The 15,654-nt window shown below is 64.6% G+C and carries 9 protein-coding genes; 4 read left to right on the top strand and 5 right to left on the bottom strand.

Features of this window, described 5'->3' with window-relative positions; genetic code table 11:
- Window positions 1–48 precede the first annotated feature (48 nt).
- The 5 genes from B2Z70_RS10690 to B2Z70_RS10670 all read right to left on the bottom strand — a co-directional run bounded on the left by B2Z70_RS10690 (window position 49) and on the right by B2Z70_RS10670 (window position 8,278).
- On the bottom strand, window positions 49–3,168 hold the full coding sequence (locus B2Z70_RS10690) for an efflux RND transporter permease subunit (protein ID WP_292983177.1): 3,120 nt from the start codon (window positions 3,166–3,168) through the stop codon (window positions 49–51).
- Window positions 3,152–4,345: an efflux RND transporter periplasmic adaptor subunit gene (locus B2Z70_RS10685; protein ID WP_292983175.1), complete on the bottom strand. Its 1,194-nt coding sequence runs from the start codon at window positions 4,343–4,345 to the stop codon at window positions 3,152–3,154. The genes B2Z70_RS10690 and B2Z70_RS10685 overlap by 17 nt, the downstream gene beginning before the upstream one ends.
- A gap of 86 nt (window positions 4,346–4,431) precedes the next feature.
- Window positions 4,432–4,755, bottom strand: a complete 324-nt coding sequence (locus B2Z70_RS10680; protein ID WP_292983173.1) for a hypothetical protein — start codon at window positions 4,753–4,755, stop codon at window positions 4,432–4,434.
- Between the two features lie 60 nt (window positions 4,756–4,815).
- On the bottom strand, window positions 4,816–6,156 hold the full coding sequence (locus B2Z70_RS10675) for a spinster family MFS transporter (RefSeq protein ID WP_292983171.1): 1,341 nt from the start codon (window positions 6,154–6,156) through the stop codon (window positions 4,816–4,818).
- Window positions 6,157–6,235: 79 nt separating this feature from the next.
- Entirely contained in the window at window positions 6,236–8,278 is a 2,043-nt protein-coding gene (locus B2Z70_RS10670) for a 3-hydroxyacyl-CoA dehydrogenase NAD-binding domain-containing protein (RefSeq protein WP_292983169.1), read from the bottom strand.
- A gap of 158 nt (window positions 8,279–8,436) precedes the next feature.
- Between B2Z70_RS10670 and B2Z70_RS10665 the strand changes: the two genes are divergently transcribed.
- From B2Z70_RS10665 to B2Z70_RS10650, 4 genes are all read left to right on the top strand, one after another.
- On the top strand, window positions 8,437–10,155 hold the full coding sequence (locus B2Z70_RS10665) for a class I adenylate-forming enzyme family protein (protein WP_348764600.1): 1,719 nt from the start codon (window positions 8,437–8,439) through the stop codon (window positions 10,153–10,155).
- Between the two features lie 55 nt (window positions 10,156–10,210).
- Entirely contained in the window at window positions 10,211–11,437 is a 1,227-nt protein-coding gene (locus tag B2Z70_RS10660; RefSeq protein ID WP_292983165.1) for a TetR/AcrR family transcriptional regulator, read from the top strand.
- Window positions 11,438–11,806: 369 nt separating this feature from the next.
- Window positions 11,807–14,779 carry a TonB-dependent receptor domain-containing protein gene (locus B2Z70_RS10655; protein WP_292983163.1) on the top strand — a complete coding sequence of 991 codons (2,973 nt, stop codon included), beginning with the start codon at window positions 11,807–11,809 and terminating at the stop codon, window positions 14,777–14,779.
- Window positions 14,780–14,857: 78 nt separating this feature from the next.
- Window positions 14,858–15,634, top strand: coding sequence for an SDR family NAD(P)-dependent oxidoreductase (locus B2Z70_RS10650; RefSeq protein ID WP_292983161.1), 777 nt, complete (start codon window positions 14,858–14,860; stop codon window positions 15,632–15,634).
- The last annotated feature ends 20 nt before the right edge of the window (window positions 15,635–15,654 follow it).

Raw genomic sequence — 15,654 nt, 5'->3', positions numbered from 1 at the left:
CATTTTAATCGATTATTAACCAACTGACGACGCTTTTCAGCGCGCCCGTCAAACGGCTTTGGCCTCAGAGGTTTGGTCTGTCGCTGGGGCAAACCAGGCGTAGACCGCCGGCAGGATGAACAAGGTCACAAGCGTCGAGCTGATCAGCCCCCCGATCACCACGACCGCCAATGGTCGCTGGACCTCGGACCCGACCCCGCTGGCGAACAGCAGGGGCGCAAGGCCGAGCATGGTGGTCGCGGCCGTCATGAGCACGGGCCGCACCCGCAGGAGCGCGCCCTGAACGCTCAGGGCCTCACGATCTCCGCCCTCGAGCGCCAACCGGTCCAGAAACGAGACCAGCACCATGGCGTTGCCGAGCGCGATGCCAAAGAGAGCAATGAAGCCCACCGACGCCGGCACGGACAGGTTCAGCCCGGCCAGCCAGAGCGCGACAAGGCCGCCCACCAGCGCCAGCGGGATGTTCAGCACGATCAGCAGCGCGCTCTTCACCCGCCCGAAGGCAGCCAGCAAGAGAAGGAAGACCAGCCCGAGCGTCACCGGCACGATCAGGGCGAAGCGGGCATTGGCCTGCTGTTGCAGCTCGAACTGCCCGCCCCATTCCAGAAGATAGCCTGGCGGCAGATCAAGCTCGGCCTGAACCGCGGCCTGCGCCTCTTCAACAAAGGAGCCGATATCGCGATCGCGCACATTGGACTGGATCGTGATGAAACGCCGACCATTCTCCCGCGTGACCTGACGCGGTCCCTCGATCCGCTCCACCCGCGCCAGTGCGCCCAGGGGCAGACGTTCGCCATTGGGCCCCTCGATCAGGGTTCGGGCAATGCGCTCGGGCGTGTTCCGGTCGCCTTCGGCATAGCGGGCGATGATGTCAAAGCGGCGCACGCCGTCAAACACCTGACCCGCGTCCGCGCCGCCGATCGCATCCTGCACCGTCTCCAGCACATCGGCCACCTGCAGCCCGTAGCGGGCGATGGCGGCGCGATCGACCTCGATGCTGATTTGCGGGGCGCCGCCGACATGTTCGACCTGCACGTCCGCCGCGCCCCTGACGGCTCCGACAACCGCGGCGATTTCGCTCGCCTCCTGCGCCAACACCTCGGTGTCGGGGCCGAAGAGCTTGATGGCGATCTCGGCGCGCGAGCCGGTCAGAAGCTCGTCCGTCGCTGCGGCGATGGGCTGGGTGAAGTTGAACTGGGCTCCGGGAAAGTCCTCGAACGCTTCGCTCATCTGCGCCAGCAGAGCCTCCTGATTGCGCACAGCCCCCCATTCGGATCGGGGTTTCAGCGCCAGAAAGGATTCCGCATTGTTGACCGGGTCGGCATGGGCGCCCACCTCGCCCCGGCCCACGCGCGTGACGACGCGCTCGACCTGCGGGAAGCGTTCGAGCACATCCCGTTCAAAGCGGGTGACGGTCTCCCGCGCCGCATCGAGCGAAATCGAGGGCGCCATGGTCATGCGCACCAGAATGTCGCCTTCATTGAGCCGCGGCGAGAATTCAGACCCCAGGCGGGTGAAGGCGAGCGCTCCCGTGGCCAGCATCAAGGCGGCGAGCCCGACAGCCAGCCCCCGTCGCGCCACGAGGTAACCGATGGCGGCGCCCAGACGATGGTCCGCCCCGGGCGCTGCATCCGTCTGGGCAGGACGCGGGGGCGCTTTGAGCAAGCGGCTGGCGGCCGGCGCGATGACCAGGGCGAACACCAGCGACCCCGCCATGGCGAGGATCACGGCGAAGGCCAGCGGGCGGAAGGTCTTCCCCTCAACCCCCTGCAAGGTGACAATGGGCAGGAAGACCAGCATCACGATCGCGATCGAGAAGCCGAGAGGCTTGATCACCTCAGCCAGTGAAGAGGCGAGCAGCAAGGTCCGCTCGCCGCCCGCGCCCTCCGCCAAACGTCGGCGCGCATTCTCCACGATCACGACCGCGCCATCCACCATCATGCCGATGGCGATGGCGATCCCGCCCAGAGACATCAGGTTCGCCGAAACGCCCAGCAAGCGCATGGCGATCAGCGCGAAAGCGACCGAGAACGGAATGGAGGCGGCGACGATCAGGCCGGGCCGCCAGCCGCCCATGAACGCCATGAGCAGCACCACCACCAGAAGCGCGCCCTGCCATAAGGCCGTCGTCATTGTGGAAACCGCCTGGTTCACCAGTTCTGACTGGTCATAATAGGGGCGCGCGACGACGCCTTCAGGCAAAGCGGCGTTGACCGCTTCCAGCCGCTCCGTCACGGCGGCGATGACCGCGTTGGTGTTGGCGCCGGTCAGCTTCAGGACAAGGCCGGCGACCACCTCTCCATCCCCGTTCATGGTGGCGAGTCCCTGGCGCGGGGCGCCGCCCACGACGATGTCGGCGATCTCGTTCATCACCACCGGCACGCCATTTACGGCCTTCACCACGACCTGGCGCAAATCCGCCTCGCCATGCAGCAGCCCCTCGGCGCGCACCGTGTATTGTTCGTCATTCTCGACAATGTACTGCGCGCCCGCGTTGAGGTTCGCCCGCTCGAGCGCCGTGATGACGTCCGCCATGGAGAGGTCGTACTGGATCAGCGCCTGAGGCCGGACATTGACCTGGTATTGCCGCTCATACCCGCCGAGCGAGAGCACTTCGGTGACCCCGGGCACGGTCTGGAGGTCCAGCTTCACCAGCCAGTCCTGCAAAGTGCGCAGGCCGATCAGATCCGCGTCCGCACTGTCGAGATAATAGAAGAGCACCTGACCCAGCCCGGTCGTGATCGGCCCGAGTTCAGGCTCGCCAAACCCCTGCGGGATATCCTCCCGCGCCGCCGACAGGCGTTCGGAAACGAGCTGCCGGGCCAGATAGATATCTGTCCCATCCTCGAAATACGCCGTCACCACGGACAGGCCGAAAGTGGAGTTTGACCGCACTTCCTCAAGGCCCGGAAGGCCGCTCATCGCGGCCTCCACCGGAAAGGTCACATAGCGCTCCACCTCCTGCGGGGAGAGCCCGTCGGTGACCGTGAACACCTGAACCAGGGGCGGCGTGATATCGGGAAAGGCGTCCACCGGCAGGGTCCGCCAGGACCAGCCCCCCGCCAGGAAGACGGCCACGAAGGCGATCACGGCGAAACCGCGGGCGGAGACGATGCGCTCGGCCCAGCTCCGGCGGGCCGCCCCTGAGACGCTAGTGGTTATGGCCATCGCCGAACGCCCCCTTCTGAAGTTCTGATTTCAGGGCGAAGGCGCCGGTCACGACAATCGGATCACCCTCCTGAAGGCCGGAGACAATCTCGACAAAATCCGCGCCGCGGCGTCCAAGCCGCACCGGTCGGGGCTCGAAGCCGTCATCCTCGGGCACGAAGATCACGCTCTCTCCATTGAGGGTCTGAACCGCGCTTGCCGGCGCGCGCAGCAGCCGCCCCGCCTGACCGTCCTCCAGTTCAACAGTGACGAAGGCGCCGGGCATCAGCCGGGATGTCTCATTGTCCACGATCAGCCGGGCGAGGCCTGTACGCGTCTCCGCGCCGATCTGGGGCGCGACGAAACTCACCTCGGTCTCGATGATCTCGCTCTCGCTCAGACGAATGCGCGCGCGGGCGCCGGGGCGGACCCGCATCAGGTCCGGGCCGTAGATGGCCGCATCAACCCACACCCGGGAGGCGTCGGCGATGGTGAAGGTCGGCATGACGTCGCCGGCTTCGGCGAACTCGCCGCGCACCGCATGGCGTTGGGTGATCACCCCGCTCATGGGCGCCCTCAGGGCATATCGGCTCAGCGCGCCGGTCTCGGGATCGGCCAGAGTGTCACGCGCCGCTTCATCAATACCCAGCGCATCCAGCTGGAACTCGGCGCTGCGCACCGCGATCCGTGCTTCCTCAAGCTCCCGACGCGCGGTCTGGAACCGGCTCTCGGTGGAGACGCCGCGGTCAAACAGCTCGCGTTCACGCTCGAATTCGGGCCGCACCAGCTCCAGCGAGGCCAGCGCGGAAAGATAGGCCGCCTTGGCTTCCGCGAGCTCGCGGCTGTCAACTATGGCCAGCAGATCTCCGGCCTCGACGCTGTCGCCCATGCTGGCATGGACCTCCCGGATCACGCCTTCCACCGGGGCGGAGACAAGCGCAATGCGGTTCTCGTCAAATCGGACTTCGCCGGGCAGCTCGATCCAGCCGCCAACCGGGCCGGTGCTTACTGCGCCGAGGGCGATGCCCAAGGCCTGGCGGTCCTCGGGCGAAAGGCTGATCAGGTCGTGCGCTTCACCGTCCTCATGATCATGGGCGCTTTCACTCCCGTGATCGGCGTCGGTTTCATCATGGTCGTGCGAGTCTGGCCTGGAAGGCGCATCGTCACACCCGGCAAGCGCGAGCGAAATCGCTGCCATACATGCAGCGAGGGGGAAGGCGAAACGCCCTCCATCAATCTGGAAAGTCATGGGTATCCCTGAAGGTCAGTGCGTCGGAAACAGGTTCAGACGATGACGCTCCGGGGCGGGGAATAGGGCGGCGCGGTGATCCGCGTGCTGAAGGACTGGGGACGCAGGACCCGCTTCATGGCGCTTTCAGACACCATGGCCGGTTCGACCAGTCCGGGCAGAAGGACAAGATGGTGGGTCACACAGGCGTCCTGGCACGGCGCGTCGACCTCATGGTGGTCATGATCAGCCTCGGCATGATGAACCGAATGCCCCTCGCCTGCGCCGACTGTCAGATCGTCCGCCGCACACGCCATCTGCGCACTGACCATCAGGACGGTCAGCGCCAGCAGCAGCATATGAAACGGTCGGTGCAGCATCGTCGCAACGATAGCCAACACCGCCCGTCCGGACAAGCACGCCTGGTGCGCGCAAGACGTCTAGCTGACCAGCTGCTCACGCAGTTTGCGCGACGCCATGACAAAGCCGATCAGGCTGGTCGCGCCGAACACCGCCACCACGATGATGGCCCAGCGCAAGCCTTCAGCCACATCCATGCCGCTGGCCGAGAAGCTGTCAGAGAGCAGGCCGACACTCAGCGGCCCAAGCCCCAGACCGATCAGATTGATCACGAACAGCAGAAGCGCCGAAGCGGTCGCGCGGGTCTGCGGACGCACCAGCCCCTGGGCCGTTGCGAAGATCGGCCCGTACCAGACCGCGTTCAGCAGCACCGGAATGGTCAGAAGGATCAGAGACAGCGACACCGAAGGGGTCAGCATGGCCCACAGGAAGGGCGGCACGGACAACACCGAGGCAATGGCGGGCACCAAGGTGTAGGCGCGAGCATCCTTGCGGCCCACATGGTCGGAAATGAACCCGCCCAGATAGGTCCCGATCGCGCCGAAAATCCCGATCAGGATCCCGAGCACCAGACCGATGAAGCCGATCGGGCCCAGCGCCAGACCGGTGAGATTTTCCAGATTCTGGGAAATCGCCGCCAGACCGTCAGTATGATTGCGCATGTAGAACGAGCCGTAAAAGGCGATATGGCCGTAGGACACCATGGCATTGATCGCCGCGCCGAACGCAATCCACCAGAAGGCGGATTTGCCGCGCAATTCGCGGGCGGCGTCGCCAAGGGTCGGGCCGGTATCGGTCGGCTCCTTGGGCCGGTCCGCACGCGGCTCGGGCAGGGTGAACCAGGCAAGCAGCGCCATCAGCACGCCCGGCGCGCCCGCCACCAGGAAGGCGGCTCGCCAGCCATACGCGTCCGCGATAAGACCGCCCAGCGCCATGCCTGCCAGAGAGCCCAGCGGAATGCCGAGCGAATAGAAGGCCAGCGCCGAGGCGCGTTTCTCCTTGGGCGCGTAATCGGAGATCAGCGAGTGCGCGGGCGGCGTGCACCCCGCCTCGCCCACCCCGACGCCGATCCGCGCCAGAAGCAGCTGGACGAAATTGGTCGCCAGACCGCACGCCATGGTGAACAGACTCCAGATCGCCACGGCGACGGAAATGATCTTCACCCGATTGCCGCGTTCTGCGAGCCGCGCGATGGGCAGGCCGAGAAAGGTGTAGAACAGGGCGAAGGCCAGGCCGGTCAGCACGCCGACCTGCCAGTCCGCCAGGCCCAGCTCGAGCTTGATCGGCTCGGCCAGGATGTTGACCACCTGACGGTCAAGAAAGTTCAGGATGTAGATCACCAACAGCACCGTCAGGGCATAACGCCGCTTGGGCGCCGCCAGGGGCGGAACGGTTGGATGTTCGGATGCGGCCTCGGCCATGATGGACTCCCCGGAAATCTTGTTTTGTTTTTTGTTGGCGCGCGTTTAACGGCTGCGCGCCAGAGCCGGATTGCAGGTCCTAGTTGAACCGCCCGTTCTCTTCCGCCTTGCGCCGCAGGAACGGGCTGATCTCGAAGCCGTCCGCGAGGCGGTCGGCATGCTTTTCCAGACCGTCGAGCACGGTTTTCGCGCCGATCTGGTCCGCCCAGAACATCGGCCCGCCGCGATAGGTCGGCCAGCCATAGCCATACACCCAGACCACATCGATGTCGGAGGCGCGCTGGGCGATGCCTTCATCGAGGATCTTGGCCCCTTCATTGACCATGGGATAGAGCAGGCGTTCGCGAATCTCCTGATCGTCAATCGCGCGTTGCTCATAGCCGGCCTTTTCGGCGAACTCGGCGATCAGGCGCTCGACGTGCTCGGACGGCGCGCCGCGGCGGTTCTGGTCGTAATCGTAAAAGCCTGCGCCGGTCTTCTGACCCCGGCGATCCTGTTCGCACAGGATTTCGCGCACCGTGGAAGACGAGGTGGCGTCCGGATCCCAGCCAATGTCCAGACCTGCCAGATCCGCCATCTGGAACGGCCCCATGGGCAGGCCGAACTCCACCAGCACCCGGTCCACATCCCAGGGCTTGGCGCCCTCAAGGATCAGGCTGTTCGCTTCCGCCTGGCGCTGGGCCAGCATGCGATTGCCGATGAAGCCATGGCAGACCCCGGCGACCACAGCCACCTTGCCGATCCTGCGCGACAGATCCATGGCGGTCGCCAGAACCGTGTCGGCAGTCTTCGCGCCGCGAACAATCTCCAGCAATTTCATGATATTGGCGGGTGAGAAGAAGTGCAGGCCTAGCACCGATTCAGGCCGCTGGGTCACCGCCGCGATCTCGTTCACATCCAGATAGCTGGTGTTGGTGGCGAGGATGGCGTCTTTCTTGGCGATCGAATCCAGAGCCGTGAAGATCTCCTTCTTGATCCGCATCAGCTCGAAGACCGCCTCGATGATCAGGTCACAGTCCGACAGGGCGTCCATCTTCAGTGTCGGCGTCAGCAGCGCCATGGCCTTTTCAACCTGGTCCTGGCTCAACCGTCCCTTGGCGGCGCTGGCCTCGTAATTCTTGCGAATGGTCGCCACGCCGCGATCAAGCGCAGCCTGTTCGCGCTCCACAAGGGTCACAGGGATGCCGGCGGACAGAAAATTCATGGTGATCCCGCCGCCCATGGTGCCCGCGCCGATCACGCCGACACTGGAGACAGTCTTGCGCGGCGTGTCCTTGGCGATGTCATCGATCTTGGCGGCGGCGCGTTCGGCGAAGAACAGGTGTCGCAGCGCGGCGGACTGGTCGCCCGCCATGAGCTTGGCGAACAGGGCGCGCTCGATTTTCAAACCCTCTTCCAGCGGCTTTTCAGTCGCCGCTTTCACTGCCTCGATACACGCTTGCGGCGCGTCCATGCCGCGGAAGCGGCGGGCATTGGCTTTGGCGAAATCATGAAAGACGTCTGCATCCGCAGAGAGCTTGTCCGTTCGCGCGCCGGAGCGGCGCGGACCGTCGGAAATCCTGGCCCTGGCGAATGCGATGGCCGCCTGCCGCAGCTTATCCGCCTCCACCAGCTCATCCACCAGACCCAGGCTCTCCGCCTTTTCCGCCGAGATCGGGTCACCTTTCGCGATCATCTCGAGCGCAGCTTCCACACCGACCACCCGCGGCAATCGCTGGGTGCCGCCTGCGCCCGGCAACAGGCCAAGTTTGACTTCGGGAAGTCCCAGCTTCGAGCCGCGTGCGGCCACGCGATAATGCGCGCCCAAGGCCACTTCCAGCCCGCCGCCCAGCGTCGTGCCATGCAGAGCCGCGACAACGGGCTTGTCCAGCGCTTCGATCGCTTCGATCACTTCGGGCAGCGAGGGGGATTGGGGCGGCTTTCCGAACTCGGTGATGTCGGCGCCCGCATGGAAGGTCCGTCCGTCAGCGGCGATCACCACGGCCTTCACTGCGGCATCGGACCCGGCGGCTGTGACAGCGTCCATGAGGCCGGACCGCAACGCATGGGAAAGCGCGTTCACCGGCGGATTGTCCGAGACGATCACCAGCACGCCGTCCGTCACCTGAGTCTTCACTGTCATTGCGTTTGCCTCTTTGCGTCTTGCTTCAGCATACCGATTTTTCTATCGCCTGATCACGGCGGTCAAGGATCGTGCGATGAGATTTGATCATTTGCGGTTCGCGCAAGCATGATCTAGCGTTTGAAAATACAATATATATAAGCCTTGGAGGAAACATGATGGGCGCGCGCGAATGGCCCGCGCTTACGGCGCAAGCCGCTCAGGAGCAGCTCTGCGCGCCGGGGGCGCTTTTCGAATTTACGGTACAACAGATCAATGGCGCGCCCGTTCGGGTGTGGAAGAACGGACCGCAAATCCTGCCCGATCTGCTCGAAGCCGCAAAGGCGCACGGCGACCGGGACTTCATGGTGCTCAATGATGAGCGGGTCAGCTTTGACGCCTTCCGGCGCGCCACGGCGCACCTGGCCGAAGCGCTGCTGGCTCGCGGCGTCGAGCCGGGCGACCGGGTGGCGATCGCCATGCGCAACCTGCCTGAATTCCCCATCGCCTATTTCGCCATTACCGCCATCGGCGCCATCGTCGTGCCGCTGAACGCCTGGTGGACCGGGCCCGAGCTCGATTATGCGATAAGGGACAGCGGCGCGCGCACCCTGATCTGCGACGCCGCGCGCTGGCAAGTCCTGGCCGGTCAGGCGATCGCATGTGACGCCCTGGTCTGTCGCGCAACGCCGGGCGCAGCGCCCGAACGCCTTGAAGACCTGATCGGAGCGCCGAACGACTGGGCGACGCTGTCGCCGCGTCCCCTGCCCGAAATCCATATCGCCCCGGACGATCCGGCCACCCTGTTCTACACCTCCGGCACAACCGGCAAGCCCAAGGGCGCACTGGGCACCCATCGCAGTTCGATGAGCAATGTGCTGTCCACCGCCTATGCCGGCGCGTTCGCCGCCCTGCGTCGCGGCGAGCCGGTTCCCGAGCCTGAACCGCGCGCCTCGCTCCTGCCCATCCCGCTGTTTCACGTCACCGCCTGCAATGCGCGCATGCTGTCGAGCGTGCATGTGGGCCACAAGACCGTGCTGATGGACAAATGGGATCCGCTGGAAGCGCTCCAGTTGATCGAACGCGAACAGATCACCCATACGGGCGGCGTGCCCGCCATCGCCTGGAGCCTGATCGAGCATCCGCGCCGCAAGGAGTTTGACCTCTCCTCCCTGACCGGGGTCGCCTATGGCGGCGCGCCCGCTGCGCCCGAGCTGGTGCGCCTTATCGCCGAGGATCTGAACTGCGAGCCGGGTACGGGCTGGGGCATGACCGAAACCAGCGGCACGGTCACCCGCCATGACGGCGAGGATTATCTGAACCGGCCCGACAGTTGCGGCCCGCCCGTGCCGGTGGCGGAACTCAAGATCATGAGCCTGGACGGCGAAACCGAACTGCCTGCCGGCCAGTCGGGCGAATTGTGGGCGCGCGGTCCGATGGTTGTTCGCGAATACTGGAATCGGCCCGACGCAACCGCAGAGACCTTCAAGGAGGGCTGGGTGCGCACCGGCGACGTCGCCCGGCTCGATGAGGAGGGTTTTTGCTACATCGTTGATCGCGCGAAGGATGTGATCATTCGCGGCGGCGAGAACATCTACCCTGTGGAGATCGAGAACCGCCTCTATGAGCACGCCGCCATTGTGGACGCCGCCGTGGCCGCGATCCCCCATCGCACCCTGGGAGAGGAGCCGGCCGCCCTTGTCACCCTGGCGTCCGGCGCACAGGCGGACGAGGCGGAGCTTCAGGCCTTCGTGCGCGAGGCGCTGGCGAGCTTCAAGACGCCGGTTCTGGTGCACATTCATGACGGCCCCCTGCCGCGCAACGCCAGCGGGAAGATCCTGAAAACCGAAGTCAGGCGCATTCTGGCGGAACTCGCTGCCACGCGCGCCTCGGCATGACGGCGAGACGCGCTATAGCGGTGGCGTTTATCAGCAAGCGCTTTAGATTAACGCCATGACCGAGACAGGCCTTTCCGCCGCGGCGAGTCGCTATGACCGCAAGCGCGACCAGATCATTGCTGCGGCGACCGAGCTGATCAACGAGCTCGGCTATAAAGGCATGACCCTGACGAAGGTGGCCCAGGCCATCGATCTGAACACGACCAGCATCACCTATTACTTCAAGCGCAAGGAATTGCTGGCGGAAGCCATTCTGGAAGCGGCGATCGAGCGCTATAATCGCATCGTCGATCAGGCCGAGCTTGAGCCAACCCCCTTTGACAAGCTGCACCGCATGGTCTGGGCGACGCTGGAACAGTTTGCGCAGATCCGCTCGGGCGATGCGCCGCCGGTCGCGAACCTGTCCCACATTCGCAGCCTGAACGAACCGCTGCGCACGCGCCTCAGCGACCAGTACATCGTCATGTTCCGACGCGTGCGCCGGTTCTTCGAGGAAGAGGACGGGTCACGCAAGCATCTGGCGACCGCGCAAACCCATGTCCTGCTCGAGAACCTGTTCTGGGCCCAGGCCTGGTTGCGACGCTATTCGCTGGGCGATTTCGAACGCGTGGCCCATCGCTTCAGCGAAGTGCTGGCCTATGGCGTTTCCGGCGCGGGACGGGACTGGGACCCGGCCTTGCTGACCCTTGAAGAGCCCGAAACCGTCAAGGGGCTGGGCGACATGAATATCGCCTTTCTCAAGGCGGCCGCCATCACCATCAATGACTGGGGCTATCGCGGCGCGTCCGTGGATCGCATCGCGGCCGAGCTGTCCGTCACCAAGGGCAGCTTCTATCACCATTTGCAGAGCAAGGACGATTTGGTCCTGGCCTGCTTTGACCTGAGCTATGCCCGGGTCTCGCTCGCCCAGAGGGCCGCCGAGCGCATTGAAGGCGACCATCACCGCAAGCTGTGCGCCTCGGTCGCTTCCTTGCTGGCGCTGCAGTTCTACGGGGATTCCCCGCTCCTGCGGACCACGGCGCTCTACGCCCTGCCCCCGGATGTCCGCGCCGGCGTGATCGAACGCTCCAACCGGATGGCGCGCCGCTATGCGGGCGTCCTGATCGACGGGATCACCGAATCCTCGATCAAGGCGATCGATCCGCTGATCGCCGCGCAGATGATCATGGCGACGCTGAATACGGCCTATGAGATGCGGCGCTGGGCCGAGGTCCAATCGCCCGAGCAGGCCATAAAGACCTACGCGTCGATCATCACGCGCGGGCTCATCCCCAACCGCTAGACGCTGCGGACGGCCTCGCCCCTTCAGGCTGACAGGCGGATTGTGTTCGCGAGCGCCTACAAACCCGATATTCAAAAAGCATCGATATTGCGCCGCAACACGTCGCAATAGCGAGAAATTTAATACGTACCGCTTTTTCTTTTTTCTTGAAAGCGACCGTAGAAGCTGTAGCGTTTTTGCGATCGGGGCGGATGGGAGGCTCACACTCGAACGCACTGCGTCCGGCGCGAACCGCGCCTGAGGGAAGGCCGGGGTCGGCCTGTGCGAACGCATCAACGGCCCGAAAGAACAAGCGCCGGAAAGGCGCGACGAACTGCGGTCACAACCGCGAGGGACATGGCCTGCATGACAGGTCGGGAGGAGAACACGATGACGATCAAGTCAAAGCTCATGCTGGGGGCGGTTTGCGCGCCACTGGCCTTCATGGCGGTCTCGGCCGCTTCCGCTCAGGAGAGCGCCAACCCTGCACAATCTGATGACGCCGCGATGCCGGTTGATCGCGTGGTCATCACCGGCTCCTACATCCGCGGACGTGGTGAAGACGGCGCATTGCCGGTGGATGTGTTCGGCGCTCAGGAGCTGGATAATCGCGGCATCGACAGCCCGCTCGAATTCATGAAAACCCTGCCGTCGGTAGGCCCGGTCCTGGGCGATTCCAACCAGTTCGCCGCCGGCACCGAACAGGGCGTGGGCTCGATCAACCTGCGCAGCCTCGGCCGTGAGCGCACGCTGGTGCTGTTCAATGGCCGCCGGACGATCTCCAGCCCCGGCACCGGTTCGACCGACACCAATCTCATCCCCTTCTTCGCGGTTCAGCGCGTGGAAGTCCTCAAGGACGGCGCGGCGTCGACCTATGGCTCCGACGCCATCGCCGGGGTGGCCAACTTCGTGACCTACAACGCCTTTGAAGGCGTGGAAGTGTCCGGCAGCTACAATTTCATCGACGGCTCTGACGGCAATTACCAGGCCAGCGTGCTGGCGGGCGAGCGCTTCGGCAATGTGGATGTCATGGTCGGCGCCGGCTGGCAGCGGCGCAATGAACTGCCCAATACCGAGCGCGCCTTCACCCAGACCGAATACGACGTGAACCCGACCGGCTATTCCTTCCTGTCCAATCCGGGCACCTATCTGCCGATCATTCCCGGCTTCGGCGTCGTGGGCATCGGCATTGACGGTCAACAGCTGGACACCTGCACCGCCATGGGTGGCATCCAGGGAACCTTCCCGACCTCGCCGACCAGCGCCTTCCCGGTCTGCCGCTATTCCTATGTGGATTTCAGCAATCTGGTTGAAGAAGAGGATCGCTATCAGATCTATGGCCAGATCGATGTGGATCTGGGCCCGAACACCACCTTCCACGCCGAGGCGATCTATGCGGGCATGGAAATGATCGATTACGCCGGTTCGCCCAGCTATCCGCCGGTTCAGGGGCCGCTGGGCCCGGGCAGCGCGAATGCGTTCTCCGTGCCGGCCTCAAACCCGGGCTATGCGGCCTATCTGGCGCAAACCTTCCCGGCCGGCTCGCCCGCCTATCTGTCCTCGCTGTCGAACATCTTGTTCTTCCGCCCCTTCGCGCTTGGCGGCAATCCGCTTGATGAGCGCGGCGCGGGCCTGGGCAGTGCGGAAAACGAGGCCTGGCGCATCTCGGGCGGGTTCGAGCATGACTTCTCGGACAATTTCAGCGCCCAGCTCTACGCCACCCTCATTCACTCCAACCGCAAGAATGCGGTCCGCGACTTCGTCGGCGACCGCCTGCAGCGAGCCATCAACGGCTTTGGCGGCGCCAGCTGCACAGGCAGCACGCCCGGCGCGAACGGGTGCCAGTACTTCAACCCGTTCATCAATTCCGCGCCGGGCCATCCGACCCTGGGGCTGACCAATCCGGCCTATGTGCCCGGCAACGAGAACGATCCCGCCCTGATCGAGTGGATGTACCAGCCCAGCGGCACCGACCAGACCGAGGACCAGTTCATCGTCGACCTGATCTTCAGCGGCTATGACACGCTGTTCGGCCAGGAGATCGACTACGCCTTCGGCGCGCAATACCGCCGCACCGAATATGAATCCCTGCCCGCCAACATCTTCAGCGACCCGGTCGGCTTCCCGTGCGCAATTGAAGGGGATCGCTCCTGCCTGGACGATCCCAACGACAACAACCTGCCGACAGGGCCGTTCATCTTCCTGGGCCAGTACTCCACGGTGAATGTGGAGCAGGATGTCTACGCCCTGTTCGCCGAAGCCCAGATCGAACCGTTTGACGGCTTTGAAGTGACCGGCGCGGTCCGTTACGAGGACTATGGCAATCCGGTCGGCTCCACCTTCAATCCCAAGATCTCGGCGCGCTGGCAGGTCAGCGACAATGTCGCCCTGCGCGCCTCGGTCGGCGACACCTTCCGCGCGCCGCTGCCCAGTGATCTGGAAGGCGACGGCCTGACCCTGGTCGAGGGCATTGACGCCGCCGGCGGCGCCTTCAAGGCCAACCAGATCGCCGGCAACCCCGATCTCGATCCGGAAACCGCCTTCACCTACAATTTCGGCATTCTGTTTGAATCGGGCGGCTTCAGCGCCAGCGTCGATTTCTGGAACTATGACTTTGAAGGCCGGTTCACCGAACTGCCGGTTCAGGCCATCGCCAGCGCGGTCGCGCCCGGCCCGGTCACGGACGGCACCCAGGCGGTGGATTGCGCCAGCCCGTTCACCGAATTCGTGGTGTTCGCCGGGGGCAGCTGCACCGCCGGCACCACTGCGAACGACATCTCCCGCATCCTGGTGCAGGTCGTGAACGGTCCGGACGTCACCACGAACGGTCTCGATTTCTCGCTCAACTATCGCGGTGATGTCGGTCCGTTCGACTTTAGCGGCGGGGTGAACGCCACCTATACCGCCAAGTACGAGTTCGGCGAGTTCGTCTATGAAGGGCTGACGTTTGACGGCTCCTATGACGCGGCCGGCTTCGCCAATTATGACCGCGCCCCAGGCACGGTCTCGCCCTGGCGCGCCAGCGGTTTCGCGAGCTTCACCTATGGCCGCTACAACGCGACCTATTCGCTGACCTATATCGATGGCGTGGACGACAATCGCTGTCCGGACACGGGGGCGTGCACCCAGACGCCCGAATTCGGTCCGACCGATTTCGGACGCACGGTGGAATCCTATACCCAGCATGACCTTCTGGGCACGGTGGATCTCGCCGCCTTCGGCGCGGATGTGCAATTGCAGGCCGGTGTTGAGAATATCTTCGACACTGATCCGCCTGCCGCGCGTCTGGAGTTGAGCTACGATCCCTATGTCGGCAACCCGCTGGGTCGGGTGTACCGGCTGGGACTGACAGCCCGCTTCTAGGTCCGGGACGTCTCCCCTCTGTGGGCCGGGCTCAGCCCGGCCCTTTTCTTTTTGAACTCTGCGCAAGGAGCGCCTTCCATGACGCTTTTCGACCTCACCGGAAAAACCGCCGTGATCACCGGCTCTTCACGCGGCATTGGCCGCGCCATCGCTGAACAGCTTGCCCGCCACGGCGCCCGCGTGGTGATCTCCAGCCGCAATCAGGACGCCTGTGAGGACGTGGCGAACGCCATCAATGAAGAGCATGGCGAAACCCGCGCGCTGGCGATCGCCGCCAGCATTTCCTCCAAGCCCGAACTGCAAGCCCTGTTTGAAAAGACCCGCGCCGGTTTCGGACCGGTGGACATTCTGGTCTGCAACGCGGCGAGCAATCCCTATTACGGCTCCATGGACGGGATCACGGACGAGCAGTTCCAGAAGGTCCTGAACAACAACATCATCTCGAATCACTGGCTGATCCAGTTGGCGCTGCCGGACATGCGCAAGGCCAAGGAGGGCGCCATCATCGTGATCTCGTCCATCGGCGGCTTGCGCGGCTCGCAGACCATCGGCGCCTACAACATTTCCAAGGCCGCGGACTTCCAGCTCGTGCGCAATTACGCCCTGGAAGCGGGCCCGGACAATATCCGCGTCAACGCCATCGCGCCCGGCGTCGTGAAAACCGATTTCGCCCGCGCCCTGTGGGAAGACCCCAAGGCCGAGGCGGCGGTGTCCAGACGCACGCCCCTGCGCCGCCTGGGCGAGCCTGACGACATTGCGGGCGCCGCCGTCTACCTCGCCGGTCAGGCGGGCGCCTGGATGACCGGTCAGATGATGGTGATTGATGGCGGGGTGACCGCCGGCGTCCTTGAATAGGAACGCCGACGGTCTGTGCC

The organism is Oceanicaulis sp. UBA6590 (assembly GCF_002433705.1).
Lineage (GTDB): Bacteria > Pseudomonadota > Alphaproteobacteria > Caulobacterales > Maricaulaceae > Oceanicaulis.
Note: the sequence above shows the minus strand (reverse complement) of the source record. Positions and strands in the feature narration are given on the sequence as shown.

Excerpts from the sequence above, each read along its gene's own strand:
- B2Z70_RS10655 (WP_292983163.1), top strand. The coding sequence starts at position 11,807 with ATGACGATCAAGTCAAAGCTCATGCTGGGGGCGGTTTGCGCGCCACTG.
- B2Z70_RS10660 (WP_292983165.1), top strand. The coding sequence starts at position 10,211 with ATGACCGAGACAGGCCTTTCCGCCGCGGCGAGTCGCTATGACCGCAAG.
- B2Z70_RS10680 (WP_292983173.1), bottom strand. The coding sequence starts at position 4,755 with ATGCTGCACCGACCGTTTCATATGCTGCTGCTGGCGCTGACCGTCCTG.
- B2Z70_RS10690 (WP_292983177.1), bottom strand. The coding sequence starts at position 3,168 with ATGGCCATAACCACTAGCGTCTCAGGGGCGGCCCGCCGGAGCTGGGCC.
- B2Z70_RS10665 (WP_348764600.1), top strand. The coding sequence starts at position 8,437 with ATGGGCGCGCGCGAATGGCCCGCGCTTACGGCGCAAGCCGCTCAGGAG.
- B2Z70_RS10675 (WP_292983171.1), bottom strand. The coding sequence starts at position 6,156 with ATGGCCGAGGCCGCATCCGAACATCCAACCGTTCCGCCCCTGGCGGCG.
- B2Z70_RS10685 (WP_292983175.1), bottom strand. The coding sequence starts at position 4,345 with ATGGCAGCGATTTCGCTCGCGCTTGCCGGGTGTGACGATGCGCCTTCC.
- B2Z70_RS10650 (WP_292983161.1), top strand. The coding sequence starts at position 14,858 with ATGACGCTTTTCGACCTCACCGGAAAAACCGCCGTGATCACCGGCTCT.
- B2Z70_RS10670 (WP_292983169.1), bottom strand. The coding sequence starts at position 8,278 with ATGACAGTGAAGACTCAGGTGACGGACGGCGTGCTGGTGATCGTCTCG.